The sequence below is a fragment of the Arthrobacter sp. genome (assembly GCF_048266065.1).
GTDB lineage: Bacteria > Actinomycetota > Actinomycetes > Actinomycetales > Micrococcaceae > Arthrobacter_H.
Genome location: NZ_JBLXAH010000005.1, coordinates 1 through 14,971, shown reverse-complemented (window position 1 = coordinate 14,971; position 14,971 = coordinate 1). Strand labels below are relative to the sequence as shown.

General features: G+C 65.0%; 14 protein-coding genes. 8 read left to right on the top strand and 6 right to left on the bottom strand.

Annotated elements, in window-relative coordinates; all coding sequences use genetic code 11:
- Window positions 1-46: 46 nt before the first annotated feature.
- From ACN0TP_RS09320 to ACN0TP_RS09285, 8 genes are all read left to right on the top strand, one after another.
- Window positions 47-454 carry a hypothetical protein gene (locus ACN0TP_RS09320; protein ID WP_417218578.1) on the top strand — a complete coding sequence of 136 codons (408 nt, stop codon included), beginning with the start codon at window positions 47-49 and terminating at the stop codon, window positions 452-454.
- Between the two features lie 118 nt (window positions 455-572).
- Window positions 573-1,148: a hypothetical protein gene (locus ACN0TP_RS09315; RefSeq protein WP_417218577.1), complete on the top strand. Its 576-nt coding sequence runs from the start codon at window positions 573-575 to the stop codon at window positions 1,146-1,148.
- A 403-nt stretch (window positions 1,149-1,551) separates the two neighbouring features.
- Complete coding sequence (locus tag ACN0TP_RS09310; protein ID WP_417218576.1) at window positions 1,552-3,168, top strand: recombinase family protein; 1,617 nt, start codon at window positions 1,552-1,554, stop codon at window positions 3,166-3,168.
- A gap of 451 nt (window positions 3,169-3,619) precedes the next feature.
- A complete protein-coding gene (locus ACN0TP_RS09305) occupies window positions 3,620-4,255 on the top strand; it encodes an ATP-binding protein (protein WP_417218575.1) in 636 nt (211 codons plus the stop codon).
- Window positions 4,252-5,469, top strand: coding sequence for a DNA-processing protein DprA (gene dprA / locus ACN0TP_RS09300; RefSeq protein WP_417218574.1), 1,218 nt, complete (start codon window positions 4,252-4,254; stop codon window positions 5,467-5,469). The genes ACN0TP_RS09305 and dprA overlap by 4 nt, the downstream gene beginning before the upstream one ends.
- Window positions 5,470-5,608: 139 nt before the next feature.
- Window positions 5,609-6,619: a tyrosine recombinase XerC gene (locus ACN0TP_RS09295; protein ID WP_417218845.1), complete on the top strand. Its 1,011-nt coding sequence runs from the start codon at window positions 5,609-5,611 to the stop codon at window positions 6,617-6,619.
- 156 nt (window positions 6,620-6,775) lie between these two features.
- Window positions 6,776-7,279: a DUF3145 domain-containing protein gene (locus ACN0TP_RS09290; protein ID WP_417218573.1), complete on the top strand. Its 504-nt coding sequence runs from the start codon at window positions 6,776-6,778 to the stop codon at window positions 7,277-7,279.
- 284 nt (window positions 7,280-7,563) lie between these two features.
- A complete protein-coding gene (locus ACN0TP_RS09285) occupies window positions 7,564-9,102 on the top strand; it encodes a polysaccharide pyruvyl transferase family protein (RefSeq protein ID WP_417218572.1) in 1,539 nt (512 codons plus the stop codon).
- A 256-nt stretch (window positions 9,103-9,358) separates the two neighbouring features.
- Here the strand turns inward: ACN0TP_RS09285 and fabF are convergent, their stop codons facing one another.
- The 6 genes from fabF to ACN0TP_RS09255 all read right to left on the bottom strand — a co-directional run.
- On the bottom strand, window positions 9,359-10,597 hold the full coding sequence (fabF, locus tag ACN0TP_RS09280; protein WP_417218571.1) for a beta-ketoacyl-ACP synthase II: 1,239 nt from the start codon (window positions 10,595-10,597) through the stop codon (window positions 9,359-9,361).
- Between the two features lie 159 nt (window positions 10,598-10,756).
- Window positions 10,757-11,002 (bottom strand): acyl carrier protein, encoded by a 246-nt coding sequence (locus tag ACN0TP_RS09275; RefSeq protein WP_343900660.1) that lies wholly within the window; start codon window positions 11,000-11,002, stop codon window positions 10,757-10,759.
- An 88-nt stretch (window positions 11,003-11,090) separates the two neighbouring features.
- Entirely contained in the window at window positions 11,091-12,098 is a 1,008-nt protein-coding gene (locus tag ACN0TP_RS09270; protein WP_417218844.1) for a beta-ketoacyl-ACP synthase III, read from the bottom strand.
- Window positions 12,099-12,147: 49 nt separating this feature from the next.
- Window positions 12,148-13,107 (bottom strand): ACP S-malonyltransferase, encoded by a 960-nt coding sequence (locus tag ACN0TP_RS09265; RefSeq protein ID WP_417218570.1) that lies wholly within the window; start codon window positions 13,105-13,107, stop codon window positions 12,148-12,150.
- Between the two features lie 77 nt (window positions 13,108-13,184).
- A complete protein-coding gene (locus ACN0TP_RS09260) occupies window positions 13,185-14,396 on the bottom strand; it encodes a PucR family transcriptional regulator (protein ID WP_417218569.1) in 1,212 nt (403 codons plus the stop codon).
- A 123-nt stretch (window positions 14,397-14,519) separates the two neighbouring features.
- Window positions 14,520-14,971 (bottom strand): transketolase-like TK C-terminal-containing protein (locus ACN0TP_RS09255; RefSeq protein WP_417218568.1); only part of this gene is annotated, 452 nt, incomplete at its 5' end.

Here is a 14,971-nt window from a genome sequence, read left to right as displayed (position 1 = left end):
GGCGATTGCACGCGACGACGTCAGGGGCGCCCGATACCGTTGAGGCATGAGCCCTACGAAAGACAACCAGGTCAAAGAGGTCGTGATCGGCATGGCCCTGGGTGTGCTCGCGCAGGGAGTCGAGGCTGTCACGAGCAACAAGATGGCCTTCGAGTTCGGTTTCAACCATGCCTGGCGTCAATGGGGCAAAGCGAATCACTTCCCGAGCATCAAAGGTCACGACCCTGGCAACCTCTTTTGGATCGGCGTCGGGAAGTCCGAGCGACGCAAAGGTGCGTGTGCTGCGTGGGATTCTGGGCGCTGGAATGAGCCATACGTCACCTACGAAGGCTGGACGGTCGAGGAGGCTCTTGATCTGCACGCCGATGACAGTGTGACAGCAGGAGACTGGATCGAACTGGGACGCCTCTTCGTGGAGTACTTCAAGCCGGAGGAAGTACTGCGAACAAGTTGAACGCTCAGGTAGTTGCCGAGTGCGAGTGGCTCTACCTGAAGTCAAGCCGCGCGAATCGTTCCGGGTGCGACCGTGGTGATCAATTGTGTGACCTGTTGGCAAGAGAGGGTGAGTACGCGTGGAGCCGGTGGTCTTTACTCAGATTGTCATTGCCGCTGCGACGCTGCTTGCTTCGTTGGGCGGCTACTTGCTTGCGGGGCTGAATGAGCGTCGGCGCGATGCTCGGACGCTGGCGCGCGAGTTGCAGCTTCGCGGTACCGAGCGAGAGTCACGACGCGACGATGAGGCGCATACCTTCCAGCGCGAGATTCTGCTGGCGCTTCAGGATGCAGTGCAGCTCATGGCGCGGCTTACCTACAAGGCGATGCACTTTGATCACATGCAGGCGCGTGAAGGCAAATACACCCACCTTCCCGACACACTCAGCGACGATATGCACTCCAACGGTGTCGATGTGCGCCGTCTGGCAAGCCGTGTGCTCGATGCCGGAGTCCGCGCCGCTGTTGATGCCTTCAAGGACACATCTGCTCGTCTATCCATCTCGCCGCGACACCTCCAAGGACTCGTCGGTGACGACCTTGAGAACCGTGCAACGTCGGACATCATGGAACTCCACGAGGGGTTCGAGACCCTCACGGCTGTCCTGGGGGAAGCTGTGCGACGCGAGATCGCGTGGCGTCCCCCTGTCGAGTGATGACCTTCTGGGCGCTCTGGGTGTTTCGACAGCGGACGGGTCTCTTGGTTTTCACCGACACATCGCCCACCGGTGTTGGCTTCCAATGAAGGCCGCCACCACGTATCCCTTTTGTCACATAGACCCAGGGGCAGGTGTATGCCTGAAGCGCGAAGTCTAGAGTCGAGTGATGAAGGGCGGGGAAGACGATCTCGCGTACCGCACGTGCTCAGAGTGCGGAAGCGATCTTCCACCTGAGCCGTTCGAGGCTGACGGGCATCTCCGAATCGGTTTCGTGTGTGCCGAGCATGGTGTGCATTCGGTTGTGAACCCGTTCGAGGACTGAACGCACCGCATAAATGTCGGTGGCCGTATCGACACTCGTTCCTATGGCGACCCGTGGCTCTTCCAGGATCAGGCAGCCATGACGACCGTCCTTCTCCCGTCAGTGAAAGTGAAACCGTTACCGTTTCGGTGGACAGGCCCCGAAGCGCCACTGCCGGGAACACTGCCGGTGTACCTCTATCTGCGGCTTTCGCGTGCCCACGGCGACGGGCGGGATGCGATCGAGAGGCAACGTCTCGATCTGACACGGAAGCTTGCGGCAGAGGGCGGGTGGACGGTGATGGGCGAGTACGTCGACCGCGACTCCGCCAGTGCCTATGCCCGGACGGAGCGGCCTGGGTGGCGTGCGTTGAATGCGGGGATCGCGTCGGGGCGGGTTCGGGCGGTGGCGTTCTGGAAACTCGACCGCACCCTGCGGGTCGCGTCACGCTGCCTGGAATGGGTGACCTCATGCCAACAGCAGGGTGTGACGTTGTTGTCGCACCAGGACTCTACGGAGGAGCTGAACAGTGTCACCGCTGCCGCGAAGCTTTCGACGGGTGTGAAGGCGTTGTTGGCGGAGGCTGAGACGGACACGATGAGTGAGCGTCAGCGTGCCGCGAAACGTCACGCTGCGCAGGCCGGATTCATCAACGGCGGACGCCGCCCATTCGGCTGGCAACCTGGACCCCGCGTCACCGATCGTGCAGGACGAACGGGGCGACGTCTGGAGCCCCACCCGGTCGAGCATCAGGCGTTGAAGGACGCTGTCGCCCTCGTGCTCGCCGGCGCCGGCCTCCGCGAAGTCGCTGTGCACTGGCAAGCACGCTACGGGATCACCGGCCCCGAAGGCGGGCTCGTGAGCGAGCAGAAGGTTCGCGCCGCGTTGTTCTCTCCCCGGATGGTCGGCTACCGGCAACACCAGCTGCCGCCGCACCGTCGGGGCGTCAGCATCGATCCGCTCGACCACATCGCCCGAACCCCGGACGGGGAACCGGTGATCAGCCAGGAACCAGTCTGCGACCTGGCCACGTGGCATCGCATCCAAGCGGCTCTCCGGTCACGCACTACCGGCGCACGGAATGGGTGGGGGAGACGCGCATGGCTGCTCACCGGGCTGCTGAGATGCCCCTGCGGGGCGCCGCTGGCCGGTGTTGTGCAGCCGCAGAAACCCGACGCGGACGGTCGCCGGGCGGTGCGGTACGTGTATCGGTGCAAAGCGAACCGCCGCCACGGGGCCGGTACCTGCAGGGGTGGTGCGTCGATCACCGCGCCGATCGCCGAGCAGCACGTCATCGACTGGTTGTTCGAGTTCTACTCCAGCGACCGCCTCGACGCCCACAACAGAAAAACGGAGACCTCGAACGTCGCGACCGTTGTTCGCATCGATGCAGACCTGGCCGTTGCCGGTGAGGAGCTCGACGCCCTTCGTAGCAAGGCGTCTTCACTGACGGTCGGTAGCGAGTTCCACCAGATCGTTACCGGCATGATCGCCCACGTTCAGGAGCGCATCGCGAACCTAAATGATGAACGTGTCGCATTGACCATCGAGCACCCGGCACCGCTCACTCACGAGCAACTCGTCACGGTCTGGCCGACGCTAAACAACGAGTCACGCCGGACGGTACTCCGCCAGCTCATCCATCACATCGATCTCGCCCCGGGCCGCGGATACCCCTCCGAACGCCTCAACATCGTCCTGCGCTCTGAGGAGTGATGCTCTCGCGGCGGAGACGCGCCGCTCCGCCCGCACGAGCTGCCGCTTCAACCTCGCCACCTCATCCAGCGCACGCCGATACTCAACCTCCGCGTCACGGAGCTGCCAGGCCCGCTCCCGAGCGTCGTTTGCAGGAGTCGAACCGGTCAGCCGGCGGCGGTGCCCACAATCGGCGCACGACCAGGTCGGAGCATCCGGGGCATGGAGGCTCGCGTGTTGCCGATACCGAATCGTGTGGCCGCAGGCGAGAAATAGTCCCCACCCCCGCATCGGTGACTCGATGGTCGCGGCGGACTCGATCAGGGTCCGTAACTGCTCGACAGCGGATGGCGTCAACGGCGGGATCGTGTTTGTGGTCATGCGTCAATCTGACCGTGGCGGACTGGGATTCTGCCTCTGATCAGCCCCGTTCGGAGCGCGCTGGCGGCTAGAATGGAAGCTCCCAATCGAGGTGTACTTTCCATTCCTTGCTGAGGCCCCCGAGTTCAACACCCAAGCCCTCGATGGGTTGCGTCAGCCCCTGGAGTCGGGGGAGATCACCCTGCACCGTTCCGCGGGAGCGGCGACCTATCCGGCGCGCTTCCAACTCGTGCTCGCGGCGAACCCCTGTCCGTGCGGGCTCTCGAGTGGCAAGGCCATCGACTGCCGCTGCACCGCAATGCAACGTCGTCGGTATTTCGACCGGCTCTCCGGGCCGTTCCTGGACCGGATCGACCTGCAAATCGAGGTACCCCGCGTCAACGCCACGCATCTGGGCTCCGGGCGGGGCGAAGAGACGACGGCGACCGTCGCACGTCGGGTAGCCGAGGCCCGCCGAGCCCAAAGGGCACGGCTGCAACCCCTGGGCATCACGCGCAACGCCGATCTGCCGGGAACGATCCTACGGGGCGTCCTGGCGCTGCCGACCCGGACCACTGCCACGGCGGACCGCCAGCTCGAAAGGGGTCTGCTTTCGGTGAGAGGACTTCACCGGGTTCTGAAGTTGGCGTGGACGATCAGCGACCTGGCCGGTCAGGAGCGCCCGCAGCCTGCGGACATCGACGTCGCGCTGCAACTGCGCCACCACGCCCAAGGAGCGATCACATGAGCCCCGATGCCGAACTCCGATGGGCACGAGCCGGTCTGGCCCGCCTGATGGAACCCAACGACCTGACCGGAACCGCATTGGTGACGGTGGCCGGGCCCGTGGAGGCCTATCGGATCATTTGCCACTCCTCCGGCAAGGCGCCGGTCATCGAGCAGCAGGCCGTGGCCGAATTGCTCGGGGGAGAAGCCGCACTGCGTGGCGCGCACCGCCTGGATGCCGGGCTCGAGCGGTGGCGGCCCCGCGTTGATATCGACGGCCCGACCCGCGATCTGGCGACCATCCGTCGATTCGGTGGGGACCTGTTGATTCCCGAGGATCCCGGATGGCCGTCACAGCTTGATGATCTGGGGCTCGGGGCGCCGCTGTGCCTCTGGTGGCGCGGTGCCAGCGGGATCGCCCAGCTTCCGGCGGCCGGGTCGTCGATGTCGGTGGTCGGAAGCCGCGATGCCACCGATTATGGCCGGCATGTGACGTATGAAATGGTGGCCGAGCTGTGCCAGCGGGGGATCACCATCGTCTCCGGAGGTGCCTATGGGATCGACGCCCGTGCCCACGAAGCGGCGCTCAACGCTGACCAGGGATCGGAGCGCCCGAGCACCGTCGCCATCATGGCCGGAGGACTGGACCGGTTTTATCCTGCGGGAAACGACGAACTGCTGCGCCGGGTGGAGTCCACCGGGCTCCTGGTGGCAGAAGTGCCACCCGGCACCGCGCCCACTCGCTGGAGATTTCTCCAGCGGAACAGGATCCTGGCCGCGCTGTGCGGTGCCACCCTCGTAGTGGAGGCGAGGTGGCGCTCCGGGGCCCTGACCACGGCACTTCGTGCCAGTGAGATCGGCCGGGAAGTCGGAGCGGTCCCGGGATCGGTGTTCTCCTCCAATTCCGCTGGCTGCCACCGTCTTTTGCGAGAGGGATCGGCAATTCCGGTCACGGACGCCGCCGAGGCGCTGGAACTCCTGGGACCCGGGGCCTCGACCCCGACCGGGGAGCCACCCACCCGGCAAGCAAGCCCAGCGCGGGACCACGATGGGTTGGATATCCAGGACCTCCTGCTCATGGATGCCCTCCCCCTTCGTCAAGGCGCTGCTCCGGACAAGTTGGCAACGGTGTCCGGACTGGGCATCGGCGCGGTCCTGGGAGGGCTCAGCCGATTGCAGGCCCGCGGGCTGGCGGAACAGGGACCCGGCGGATGGCGGCGAAAGCGATCTGGCTGAGCTGCCGACACCCGGTGCGGCGTGGCAGTTTCACTGCAACGCTCCCAGGGGCGAAGCTGGTGGCATGACGACCACTCGACCTCCGGTAGACGTGCACCGGGAGCCAGGGGAATCAGCGGGGTGGCCGCGGCAGTTCACCATGGCACTGGATGGCTTCGAACGCTACCTGTCGCTGGAACGTTCCCGCAGCGAGCACACCCTCAGGGCCTACCTCGCCGATGTCTCCTCCCTCCTCGGGTACGCCTCCACGGAGCATCAACTCGACCAGTTGTCGGCCATCGACTTGTCGATTCTCCGGCTCTGGCTGGGCGAACAGCAACATCGCGGGCGCGCGTCATCCACCCTGGCGCGTCATGCCGCCGCAGTGCGGACCTTCATGGGCTGGGCCCTGCGCGAAGAACTCATCACCACCGACCCGTCATTGCGCCTGCGCTCACCCAAGAACGCCAAACGTCTTCCACACGTGCTCCAGGCCTCGCAAATGGAACGGCTCCTCGTTGCGGACGAGGACAGTGGTACTTCCTCCTCCGAGCTCCAGACGCCTGGCCCATACCAGAGCCATCATGTGGAAAGCCCGGGGGAACCGCTAACCGCATCAACAGATGCCGGCTCCGGGGAGGTGTCGTTGACGCCGCGCCAACAGGGCGTGGCGGACCGTAATCGGGCCATCCTTGAAATGCTCTATGCCACTGGAATCCGCGTCGGGGAACTGGTCGGCTTGGACATCGATGATGTAGACCACGACCGGCGTACCTTGCGGGTGCTGGGCAAGGGCGACAAGGAGCGGACCGTTCCGTTTGGGCAACCTGCGCACCGCTCACTGAGTGATTGGCTGCGCCGGGGCCGCACCCAGCTAGCCAACGAACACTCGGGCCCCGCATTGTTCCTGGGGGAGCGCGGCGCGAGAATGGGGCAGCGGCAAGTGCGGACCATGGTCCAAAGGGCCCTGGAAGGGCTCGGGGACACCGCGGCACGGGGCCCCCACGCCCTGCGGCATACTGCGGCAACCCACCTGCTCGATGGCGGCGCGGACCTGCGCACCGTGCAGGAACTGCTGGGGCACAGCTCGTTGGCGACCACCCAGCTCTATACGCATGTTTCGGTTGACCGGCTGCGCAGCAGCTACCAGCAGGCACATCCTCGGGCCTGAAATCTCCGGACAAACCGCAACACGTGGCAGGACACCGCAGGTCAAGGTGGCGATTCGACGCAGAATCATGCAGAATGAACTCAGGTAGCATGTGAACGCCTCTGTTAGTGCCTGTTGTCGTTGGGGAAGACGTACCAACAGGAACTGGAGGATGGCATGTCTGTACCCATGACCCGGGGCGTACTCTTCGTACACTCAGCCCCGACGGCGTTGTGCCCGCACATCGAGTGGGCCATTGGATCCGTGGTCGAAGACCGCACGGATCTGACCTGGGCGCCGCAATCGGCCGCGCCCGGAATGTACCGTGCCGAAGTCCACTGGTCGGCCCCACAGGGCACCGGAGCACAACTGGCGTCAGCCCTGCGCGGATGGGCCCACTTGCGCTACGAAGTCACCGAGGAACCGAGCCAAGGCGTCGATGGAAGCCGCTGGTCGCACACCCCCGAGCTCGGGATCTTCCACGCCACCACCGACTCCGCCGGAAACATCATGGTCGGCGAAGACCGGATCCGTTTCGCCTACGAGCAGGGTACCGGCGACCCGGCAGCCGTCTACCACGAGCTTTCGCTGGCACTGGGCGAAGCCTGGGATGAAGAGCTTGAACCCTTCCGCCACGCCACCGAGGGCGCCCCCGTGCGCTGGCTCCACCAGGTCGGCTAGATCGCCGTTTCTTCCACTCGATCGGGTCCATTGGGATCGACTTTACGCCCAGGGGAAGTGTCCTCCAGCCCACTTCCGCTCCATGCATAGTCGATTCGTCGACTGTCGTCGGTTCGCCCCAAGCATCGGCAGATTTGGTGGATCAACCTGTGACGGACGCTTGAGGTTTGCCAGGGACGCTTTGATGGCTTTCAAGTACCTTTCCTGTGCAATGGTTGATAATTTGGGTTCTAAATGTGCCAGTGAGTGGTGGTGCAACACATCTAGCCGTAGGAGATGCATTCTTGGCGCGTTTACTGTTACGGGCAGCGAAGTCACCGTGGGTACCGGTACCGGCCGAATCTGTCCTCGCACAGAACGTCATCGCCACCAACATCGGCAACTTGCTGTTCGGCCAATCAATGTTCCGGGCTCTGAGTGTGGAGGGCACCGAAGTTGTTCCGAATAGCTACAACAGCGGGCGCCGGGGTATTGACGATAGGTATATCCAGAAGATCAACGATGAGTTCGACGCGTTCGTCGTACCGTTGGCCAACGCCTTTCGGCCGAGCTTCCGACAAAACCTGCAACGGCTGACCCGTGTCATAGGTCAGCTGGACATGCCAGTGACGGTCGTCGGCGTCGGGAGCCAGCATTCTCTGGATGGAGACGACGCAGCGGATAGCGAACTTGATCACGACGTACAGGCTTTTATGAAGGTTGTTCTCGACAGGTCGGCAAGCGTCGGGGTTCGCGGGGAAGAAACCTCGGCATATCTGAAGCGACTCGGATTCGGCGAGGAGCACGTTGACGTCATCGGATGCCCGTCAGTCTTCATGAACGGTCCAAGTCCCACAGTCCGTGCGCTCGATACGACACTGACCGAAGGATCTTCCCTGGCCATGTCGGCATCACCAGAGACAGACGTCATGGTGCCCATTATCCAATCGCATGCACAGCGGTTCAAACGGTTCAGGTACATTCCACAGAACTCGAAGGATCTCAATTCCATGGTCTGGGGCGGGCCAGCCAGTCCTGATACCTCGATTTCCGTGTTGTCGAATCCGGATAGTTCGCTGCATTTGGATGACCAAATTCGTTTTCCGCTTGATCCGAACACCTGGGTCAACTACCTTAGCGATTTCGATTTTGTTGTGGGGACGCGCATTCATGGCACTGTGGCTGGAATACTTTCTGGAACTCCGACCTTGCTGGTGGCCCATGATTCGCGCACCCGGGAGTTGGCCGATTACCACGAGATCCCTTATCTTCCACTGGGCCAGCTGACCAGTAAAACGCGGGCAGAAGACGTCTACCAATATGCTGACTACCGAAAGTTCCATGACCGCCAGGCTGAAACATTCGAGCAGTTCACGGGTTTTCTGGAGAAGAACAACCTTCCCCACATTTATGCGCCAGGGCAGCGGGCCAACGATTTTGATGAAAAACTTGGTGCGGCTGACCTTCCGCCGATGGTGCATCCTGTCCTGGCTGCCGGGGAAGGTGGCCGTCGTGAAGTGATTTCACGGCTCTGGTGGCTTCGGCAGGGCAAAATAGTCGATGGCGAACGGTTGGCGTATGCTTTTCGGCCCGAAGTTCCGCACTCAAAAAAGCCGGAAGTCACTGTGCGCCAGGTGGATGCCCGCTTGACTAAGGAAGTGAAGCTTCTCAAGGTCGAGCTGGCGAAGTCGCATGAGGTGGCGACCGAGACGCGAAAACAACTGGCGAAGACCCAGAAAACCGTGGCGACGCAAGCCAAGGCCATTAGGCGCCTCGATGTTCCCATCCCCACGCGGGCTAAGAGGTATGCAAAGCGATTCCTGAAGAGACTGGGACGCGGCTAGGGCAGAGTCACACGGACCCCGGTCCGAAATGGGTCATTGGGGCAAATGCGGCTCGAATTTCCGGACCTTGTTTGTCGGCCAAGAGACGTGGCCAATTGGCCGGGGCTTCGACGCTATGCAGAGTTTGACCTGAGGAACAGTACGCCCGACGTCGGGCGACGCCGGAGTACTGGATCCCAGCCACTTTCCTGCCGGCGATGGGGCAACACCGAAAGTCCCGCACCGAGGTGCGGGGCTTTCGTGCAGGTGGGGCGGATCAGACGCTGCGGATGGCAACCACTGCGTTGTGTCCACCGAAACCAAACGAGTTGTTCAGTGCCACGATCTGGCCCGATGGCAATTCGCGGGGTGTCCCGGTCACGACATCCAAGGGGATCTCCGGATCCTGGTTTTCCAGGTTGATGGTCACCGGGGCCTTGCGTTCCTGGACGGCAAGAACGGTGAGCACTGATTCCACGGCTCCGGAAGCCCCCAGCAGGTGCCCCATCTGGGACTTCGTCGCGGAGACCGAGACGCTGTCCAGATGGTTGCCGAGCGCGGCACGCAGGGCGGTGTACTCGGGCTTGTCTCCGACCGGGGTCGAGGTGGCGTGTGCATTGACGTGGACGACGTCCTCGGGCTGGATGAGGCCGTCGAACATGGCGGCCTTCAACGCCCGGGTTGCGCCCAGGCCCTCGGGGTCCGGGGCGGTGATGTGGTAGGCATCGGCCGTGACCGAGGTACCTGCCAGCTCCGCGTAGATGTGGGCACCGCGCGCCAGGGCGTGCTCTTCGGCCTCCAGCACGAGTGCACCGGCACCCTCGCCCATGACGAAGCCGTCGCGGTCGGCGTCGTAGGGTCGTGAGGCGTGTTCCGGATCGTCATTGCGCTTGGACAACGCCTGCATGGCGGCAAAGGAGGCCATGGGCATGGGGTGGATGGCTGCCTCGGCCCCGCCGCACATGACCACGTCGGCCTTGCCGGCGCGGATCAGCTCCAGACCCAGATGCATGGCCTCGGTTCCGGAGGCACAGGCGGACACGGGGGTATGGGCTCCCGCACGTGCTCCCAGATCCAGGCTGACGGCGGCGGCGGGTCCATTGGGCATGAGCATGGGGACGGTCATCGGCAAGACGCGACGCGGCCCCTTCTCCTTCAGCGTGTCCCAGGCATCGAGCAGCGTCCACACGCCGCCGATCCCGGTGGCAAAGGCCACTGCGAGGCGGTCGTGGTCGATCTCCTCGATGCCGGAGTCCTTCCAGGCCTCGCGCGATGCGACCACGGCGAACTGGGTGGAAGGATCCATGCGCTTGAGTTCCACACGCGAGAGCACCTCGGCGGCCGGCGTGGAGGCCTTGGCGGCAAAGTGCACGGGCAGGGAATACTTCTCGACCCAGTCATCGGTCAGGGTGTGGGCGCCGGAGACACCCTTCAGGGCGTTGGCCCAGAGGGTGGGGACGTCCCCACCGATCGGCGTGGTTGCGCCGAGGCCGGTGATTACTACTTTGCGAGCCATCTACATACTCTCTGTGTGGTGTTGCAGATGGCGGACAGCGGGCTGCTGTCCGCCGGAGGTGGTGAAAGGGTGGCCCGCCGACCTCGGCGGGCCACCCTGAAGACCGTGGCTTCCCGGTCGACCGCCCTCAGGCGACGTACGGGGAAGGGACCGGGTGGATCAGGCCTGGGCGTTGGCGATGAAGTTCACGGCGTCGCCGACGGTCTTGAGGTTCTTGACTTCCTCGTCGGGGATCTTCACGTCGAACTTCTCCTCGGCGTTGACGACGATCGTCATCATGGAGATGGAGTCGATGTCGAGGTCGTCCGTGAAGGACTTGTCCAGCTGAACCGCTTCGGTGGCCAGGCCGGTCTCTTCGTTGACGATCTCGGCAAGGCCGGCCAGGATTTCTTCGTTGCTAGCCATGAGGCTCCCTTTCTCTTGTGCCGGGAATCTCCCGACGCTTATTTCCCGTCCCGAGGACGGTGAACTCTAGTGTTGTCCGGTCAATAGCCTAGGGCAGGACGATGACCTGCGCGCCGAAGACGAGGCCCGCGCCGAAACCGATTTGGAGGGCAAGCGTTCCGGAGAGCTCGGGGCGCTCCTGCAGCATGCGGTGCATGGCCAGGGGAATCGAGGCAGCCGAGGTGTTCCCGGTGTCGGCGATGTCGCGGGCGATGGCCACCGATTCGGGCAGCTTGAGCTGCTTGGCCATTTCGTCGATGATGCGCATGTTCGCCTGGTGGGGCAGGAACACCGAGAGGTCATCCGCCGTGATGCCCGCGGCGTCCATGGCGCGCTGGGCTTCCTTGGCCATGCCCCAGACGGCCCAGCGGAAGACGGTCTGGCCATCCTGGCGCAGCGTGGGCCAGAGCTTGGCTTCGGTCCCGGCGACCAGGGCATCGCCCTGCGGATCCTCTTCGGCCTGCACCGCGACGTCGCGCAGGTCCAGCATCGAGTGGGTCATGCCGATGGCGTCCCACTTGCTGCCATCGGAGCCCCACACCGAAGGGCCGATGCCCGCGGTGTCGGACGGTCCGATGACGACGGCGCCGGCACCATCGCCGAGGAGGAACGAAATGGTCCGTTCGTGGTTGTCGATGATGTCAGAGAGCTTCTCGGCGCCGACGACGATCACGTACTCGGCCGCACCGGACTTCACCAGCGCGTCCGCCTGGGCGACGCCATAGCAGTAGCCGGCGCAGGCCGCAGAGATGTCGAAGGCCGGCGCCGGGGTCGCGCCGAGGCGGTCGGCCAGGGCGGCGGCGGCGGAGGGGGTCGCATACGGAGAGGTCACCGTGGAGACGATCACGGCACCCAACTGGGAGCCCTCGATCCCGGCGCTTTCCAGGGCACCCCGCGCAGCGGTCTCCGCGAGGTCCAGCAGCGAGGTCTCGGCGTCGGCACGACGGCGGGTCACGATGCCCGTACGCTTCTGGATCCACTCATCGGAGGAATCGATCCACTGGCAGACGTCTTCGTTCGTGACGACGACGTCGCCGCGTGCCGCGCCAACGCCCATGATCCGGGTGAATTCCCGGGCGGTGTTCTGGGTCAGTGCTGCGCTCACGTTAGTTCCTGTCCTCTCCGGTGGCCGACTGGCCGTGTTCCTTGATGAATTCCCGGGCCGCGTCGAGGTCCTCGGGGGACTTCAGCGCCAGGGTGGGGACGCCCTTCAGGCCACGGCGCGCCAGACCGACCAGCGTGCCTGCCGGCGGGAGTTCAAGAATCCCGGTGACGCCCAGGGAAGCCATCGTCTCCATGCACAGGTCCCAACGGACCGGGCGGGAGACCTGGGCGACCAGGCTCGCGAGGTTTGCCTCGCCGCTGACCACGGCCGCGCCGTCGTAATTGCTCAGCAGGGGAGCGGTGGGTGCTGCAGGGTGCAGGGAGGGCACCAGGGCCTCGAGCGCACCGACTGCCGGTTCCATGTGCCCGGTGTGGAAGGCTCCGGCGACCTTCAGCGGAATGACCCGCGCCTTGGCCGGCGGTGCGGCGAGCAGGGTCTCGATCTGCTCGAGGGTGCCGGCGGCGACGGTCTGGCCTCCGCCGTTGGCATTGGCGGCGGTGAGGCCGGCCGCGGACAGCGCGGCGGCGACCATCTCGGGATCGCCTCCGAGGACGGCGGCCATGCCGGTCGGGGTGGCCGCAGCGGCCTGGGCCATGGCGTTGGCGCGTTCGCGCACGAAGGCCATGGCATCGCCTTCCGGCAGCGCGCCGGCCAGGGCGGTGGCCGTGATCTCCCCGACGGAGTGTCCGGCCAGCACGGTGGAGGCGGGTAGTTGGAAGGCCGCACCTGATCCGCCGAACAGCGCGCGTGCCGCGATCAATCCGGCGGCGACGATGAGCGGCTGGGCCACCGCGGTGTCCTTGATGGTCTCCTCATCGGAGACGGTGCCGTGAGCAACGAGGTCGCGGCCGGTGAGGTCGGAGAGCTGTTGCAGATGGTCGGCGACTCCGGGCACCTCCAACCAGGGCGAGAGGAATCCGGGGGTCTGGGAGCCCTGTCCGGGGCACACGATAGCTAGCACGATTCCAGCTTTCCAAAGATCGGCGAAATGACGGGTGTCTTGCGGCACGAAGCTGCGCGAGAGGCTTTAGAGGAATCCTACAACGACTCGCCCGCGTCCAGGCGTCCGACGACGAGTGCCGTCTGCAGCACGAACGCCTCGCGGGGCACCAACGGATCCCATCCGGTGACATCGCAGACCCGCTTGAGCCGGTACCTGACGGTGTTGGCGTGCACGAACAATTCGCGGGCCGTCCCCTCCAGCGAGTGCCCCAGGGCGAGGTAGCTGGAGAGCGTCTCGATCAAGCCGTTTCCGGCCCGTTCGAGTGGTTTGTGGATGCTGTCCACCAGCGCGGTGCGTGCCGCGGCGTCCCCGTTCATGACGCGTTCGGGCCACAGGTCGTCGGCGGCCACGGGGCGGGGGACCAGCGGCCAGGCCCGGGCCGCGGCAATTCCCTCGAACGCCGCGTGGGCACTGGCTGCGGCGTCGCGCAGGCTGGGTGCCTCCGGACCGTAGACGATGGGCCCGGGTCCGAAGTATTCGGCGAGGCGGGCAAAGGTGGCCTCCCGTTCGCGGACGCCACCAAGCATCAGGATCAGCCGGTCGCCTTGGATGCCGACCAGGCAGTCCTTGGCAACGCGCTGGCCCACGCGCCTCAGGTCGCCGACGAAGGTGGCCCCGGCATCTTCCGGGGCGCTGCCGACGATGACATGGATTCCGGATTGCGACGTCCATCCGACGGCCGCGATGCGCGACCTCAGGGCGTCGGGGCTTTCCCCGCGCAGGACGGCGTCGACCACCAATGCCTCGAGGCGGCTGTCCCAGGCGCCCCGGGACTCGGCGGCCCGGGCATACACATCGGCCGCGGCGAAGGCGACCTCGCGCGAGTAGCGCAAAACCGCCTCGCGCAGCTGCATCTGTTCGGCGTCGGGAGCCAGTTCGGGAACCTGGTTCTCCACCACCTCGACGATGGTGCGGATCAGCTGCAGGGCCTTTTGCAGGGAAATCGAACGCGTCAGCTCGGTGGGGGCCGTGCCGAAGACGTCGGTCAGAACCCATTGCGGGGAGGAGGGGCGCTCATACCAGGACACGAAGGAGGCGATGCCCTTCTGTGCCACCAGGCCCAGGGCCGCGCGTTCCTGGGGGCGCAGGCCTCGGTACCAGGGCAGCGACTGGTCCAGGTGCTTCAGTGCAACCGTGGAGAGCACTCCGAGATGGGATTTGAGCCGTTTCAGCGTTTCGGGACTGGCCTTGGGCTGGCGGACCGGGCGGATGCGGGGTGATCCGGTACCCGGACGCTCATCTGTCATGGGTCCAGACTACGCACTGGCCGGCTGCGGCTCCATTTTGGAGGATCACTACAAAAACGGGCGCCCCCGGGCACCTGCGTGTGCAGATGGCCGGGGGCACCCGTCGGGGTGGCCTGATGTGGCCTAGGAATCGCCGCCGGCGTTGCCGGACGTACCGGCGTTGACGTCGTCGATCCGGTACTTCTCGAAGGCCTTGGCCGCTGCCGAGCTATCGACCTCGCCGCGGCGTCCGAGCATCTCCAGGGCCTGCACGACGACGCAGTGCGCGTCGATCTTGAAGAACCGGCGGGCCGCGGCACGGGTGTCGGAGAAGCCGAAGCCGTCTGCGCCGAGGGTGGCGAAGTCGTTCGGGACGAACTGCCGGATCTGGTCCGGGACGGCCTTCATGAAGTCCGTGACCGCCACGACCGGGCCGGTGGCTCCGGCCAGCTTCTGGGTCACGTACGGCACCCGTGGCTCGTCACCGGGGTGCATGAACGCCTCTTCCTCGGCGGCCAGGCCGTCTCGGCGTAGTTCGGTCCAGCTGGTGACGGACCAGACGTCGGCGGAGACCCCCCACTCGTCGGCGAGGATCT